5 protein-coding genes are annotated in these 3,371 nt (G+C 63.4%); 4 read left to right on the plus strand and 1 reads right to left on the minus strand.

What is annotated here, in order from left to right; all coding sequences use genetic code 11:
* Nucleotides 1-497, plus strand: a 497-nt coding sequence (locus tag AC2VOU_RS17660; protein ID WP_486958538.1) for a nuclear transport factor 2 family protein, incomplete at its 5' end; no start/stop codon positions are given.
* Here AC2VOU_RS17660 and AC2VOU_RS17665 read toward each other — a convergent pair.
* Nucleotides 469-1,050 carry a TetR/AcrR family transcriptional regulator gene (locus AC2VOU_RS17665; RefSeq protein ID WP_486958539.1) on the minus strand — a complete coding sequence of 194 codons (582 nt, stop codon included), beginning with the start codon at nt 1,048-1,050 and terminating at the stop codon, nt 469-471. The genes AC2VOU_RS17660 and AC2VOU_RS17665 overlap by 29 nt on opposite strands.
* A 95-nt stretch (nt 1,051-1,145) precedes the next feature.
* Between AC2VOU_RS17665 and AC2VOU_RS17670 the strand changes: the two genes are divergently transcribed.
* The 3 genes from AC2VOU_RS17670 (at nt 1,146) to AC2VOU_RS17680 (ending at nt 2,968) form a co-directional block, all read left to right on the plus strand.
* Nucleotides 1,146-1,460 carry an NIPSNAP family protein gene (locus AC2VOU_RS17670; protein WP_486958540.1) on the plus strand — a complete coding sequence of 105 codons (315 nt, stop codon included), beginning with the start codon at nt 1,146-1,148 and terminating at the stop codon, nt 1,458-1,460.
* Between the two features lie 20 nt (nt 1,461-1,480).
* Nucleotides 1,481-1,861 carry a DUF4267 domain-containing protein gene (locus AC2VOU_RS17675; RefSeq protein ID WP_486958541.1) on the plus strand — a complete coding sequence of 127 codons (381 nt, stop codon included), beginning with the start codon at nt 1,481-1,483 and terminating at the stop codon, nt 1,859-1,861.
* Nucleotides 1,862-1,957: 96 nt separating this feature from the next.
* A complete protein-coding gene (locus tag AC2VOU_RS17680) occupies nt 1,958-2,968 on the plus strand; it encodes a quinone oxidoreductase family protein (RefSeq protein WP_486958542.1) in 1,011 nt (336 codons plus the stop codon).
* The last annotated feature ends 403 nt before the right edge of the window (nt 2,969-3,371 follow it).

Genomic DNA, 3,371 nt, shown 5'->3' on the forward strand with positions numbered 1-3,371 from the left:
AAGGAGTGTCGATGCCTAAATCAGGTTCTGACCAAGCAGAAGCACCGGGATTGTTGGCGGCGGTCACCGCACTGCGCGCCGCCGCAAAAAATGCCGACGGCGACGCGCTCGCGCCGGTGCTGGCTTCCGACGTTGTCTTTCGGACTCCGTTGACTTCGCGCATCCGCTTGGAAGGTAGGGAGGAAGTCGTTGCGCTGCAACGCGACATATTCGAGGTCATCGAAGACCTGTCCACTACTGAGCCGCTGACTCGCGGAGATACCGCAGTGTTCACGTTCAGCGGACGTCTACGCGGACTACAGCTAGATGCCATGAATCTGGTCCGTATCGACGAGCAGGGGATGGTGCGCCCGAGGTGGTCTACTGTCGCCAGCCGGCGACGTTGTCACCCCACGCTCCAACGCGACCCATCGATCGACGTGATCCGTTCTGCGACAAAAATACCTCGCCGGGCCGGGCGGCGCGGGTTCAAGAACGGGCGGCGCAAATTTGGGTGACCAGCAGGTCGATGCGATCGTGCTCCCGGCCCGGGCGCAAGCGGCCATTGCGGCTAAGCGTCGTCAATCCGTGCAGCGCGGCCCACAGCACCTCGGTCAGGGTATCAACGTCGCACTCACCCCCAATACCGGCGGCCGCCTCGCGCACCTCGACGAACGCCGCCGTCAACGGCGCTGGAGTGTCCTCGGCCCCGAACCGCAGTCGTGTGGTCCGGGTGAACATCGCGCCATACAGCGACGGGTTGTCGCTGGCGAAGCTGCAGTACGCATGCGCAACCGCGGCCAACGCCTCCCGCGGTCCAGCGGCCTCGCGCCGCGACGCGCCCAGGGCCTGCGCGAGTTCAGCAAAGCCCTCCAGGGCGACGGCATCGACGATGTCCTCCATCGAGGCGAAGTGCTTATAGAGCACCGGCTGGCTGTACTCGATTTCAGTGGACAACCGACGAGTGGTCACCGCATCCCAGCCCTCCTGAGCGGCCAGGGTACGCGCGGTCGCGGTGATCAGCCGGCGCCGCGCCTCGCGTTCCCGCTCTCGGCGCTCCGCAATGGACATGCCCGATGGTAGCACTGGTACCAGTGCTAGCGCCGCTATTGACGGGCGGCTCCCTAAACGCTAGCGTTGCTAACACCTACGACCAAGGAGATCCGATGTTTCAGCTCAGGACCTACACCCTGCGCTCGCCCGCCGATCTGCAGCAGTACGCCGTGCACTGGGCCCGGCACCTGGAGACCTTCCCCACATTCGGGGTCACCACCCACGGCGTGTGGACAGAACACGGCGAGGACGCGCATCGACTCGTCGCGCTGATCGAATACCCGCCAGGCGCCGACCCCGAGGAGCTCACCAAGACGGTGATGACCAGCCCGCAATACGCCGCCGATATGGCCGGCTTCCACTCCGAGGATCTGCTAGAGGTGCAGACCACCCTGCTCGACCCGACCTCGTTCTCGCCCATCCGCTAATGACCCCAGGAGTATTCGACATGACCATCACCGCCATCGGCTACGTGCTCGCCGGCCTGCTCGCCACAGCCATCATTTTCATCGGCGCGCGCTTCCTCGTCGCGCCGCGCATCGCCGCCGCCGGCTACGGTGTGCAGCCAGATCTGGACCAACCTGGTGCTGGCGCCTACTTGAGCGTCAAAGGCGTGCGCGACATCGCCACGGGGCTATACGTCATCATCCTGATGATCGCCGGCGCGACCCACCTCATCGGCTGGGTGATGTTGGCGGCCACCGTCATTCCGCTGGTCGACGCGGCCATCGTTCTGCGCAACGGCGGCTCCATATCCACTGCCTTGGGCATCCACGGCGCCACAGCCGCCGTCATGCTCGTCACTGCTGCGCTCCTGCTCATTCCCTGAGGTGGGAGGCCCTTCTCCACCGTCCTCGCCGTCGCTTCAGCTGCCCAGCCGGCACGGCTTACGGTGCCCTCGTCGAAAAAGCAGAGATACGACGCGTTGGTTACCGGCGTCACCGTTTGTAACACCAATCCATTGGAGGATGACCTTGTGAAGGCAGCGGTAGTAAACACATTTGGGACCACACCGCAATTCGGTGAAGTTGCCGAACCGAAGGTCCCTGGCAAGGACGAGGCAACCGTGGAGGTACTGGCCGCCGCTCTGTCGCCACGAGTGCGCTCGCAGGCCGCCGGAACCCACTACACGAGCTCTGATGAATTGCCGCTGATCCCTGGAATAGATGGTGTCGGACGGCTACCGAACGGTGAACTCGTGTACTTCCTACTGCCCGATACGAACAAAGGCTCCATGGCTGAGCGTGTCACGATCGACCTTCGACGCTCAATCCCGCTTCCGGTAGAGGCCAACCCGGTTCAGATTGCGGCAGTGATGAACCCGGCGATGGCGTCGTGGGTTGCGCTGCGTCAGCGCATTCGGTTCCAGCGCGGACAGAAGGTGCTCATCCTTGGCGCCACTGGTAACGCCGGACGTTGTGCAATCGGGGTGACTCGTCACCTCGGTGCATACGAGGTCGTCGCTGTTGGGCGTCGAGTCGAACCGGCCCGTAGGGGGCTCATCGAACTTGGAGCGAGTCAAGTCATCGAGCTCGAAGCCAACCCGGACACGCTCAAACGTGAACTCGGCGAGGCCGGCAAGGATGTCGATGTCGTGCTCGACTTCTTGTGGGGCGAACCGACGAAACATGCGCTCGAAGCGATTATTCCGAACCGTACCCATGACGAACAGCTGCTTGTCTGGATTCAAATTGGTTCTGTGGCAGGAGCCGAATCACCGATCCCCTCGGCCGCTCTACGAGCGGTCAATCTCCAAGTCATCGGCTCGGGCCAAGGCTCGGTTGATCGGCGTGCATACCGTGACGAGATCGAGAGTCTCGCAAGGGAAGTGCACAAAGGGACTCTCGACGTCGCGACCCGCTCAGTTCCTCTGCGCGAGGTAGAAGCGGCGTGGGCCGACTCCGGCAGCGCCGAGCGAATAGTGTTCATCCCGTAGCACTGGACTCAACATTCGCGTCGGTGGGGTTCGGCGGTGCTACACCGCGAAAGGCGTTGATTGCCTTATTTGTAGGCCTGAGGCGTGTTTGGCTGTCCCGTGTCGTCGGGTGGGCGGACTTTCCCGGGGGCTGTGGGTTTTCGTGATCGTTGAAGTGGGGTTGTGTTGTCAGGGGAAGGCGGCTCGGATGCGGTGCCAGGCGGTCGCCGAGCGGTGGCCAGCGCCAGGTGGCGTCGATGCGCAGCGAGGCCAACGCCTGCTGCAGCACCGTGATGTGATCAGCGGCGGTGTTACCCAGCGCCACTCAACATTTCGCGAAAAATCGAGGCTAGACGTCGATAGGGTCGGCGGTCGCCGAGCGTTACCCGTGCTCGAAAGAGTTCTCGACGAACTTCGCGCGCCG

The organism is Mycobacterium sp. TH-M25 (genome assembly GCF_057473665.1).

Excerpts from the sequence above, each read along its gene's own strand:
- AC2VOU_RS17665 (WP_486958539.1), bottom strand. The coding sequence starts at position 1,050 with ATGTCCATTGCGGAGCGCCGAGAGCGGGAACGCGAGGCGCGGCGCCGG.
- AC2VOU_RS17670 (WP_486958540.1), top strand. The coding sequence starts at position 1,146 with ATGTTTCAGCTCAGGACCTACACCCTGCGCTCGCCCGCCGATCTGCAG.
- AC2VOU_RS17675 (WP_486958541.1), top strand. The coding sequence starts at position 1,481 with ATGACCATCACCGCCATCGGCTACGTGCTCGCCGGCCTGCTCGCCACA.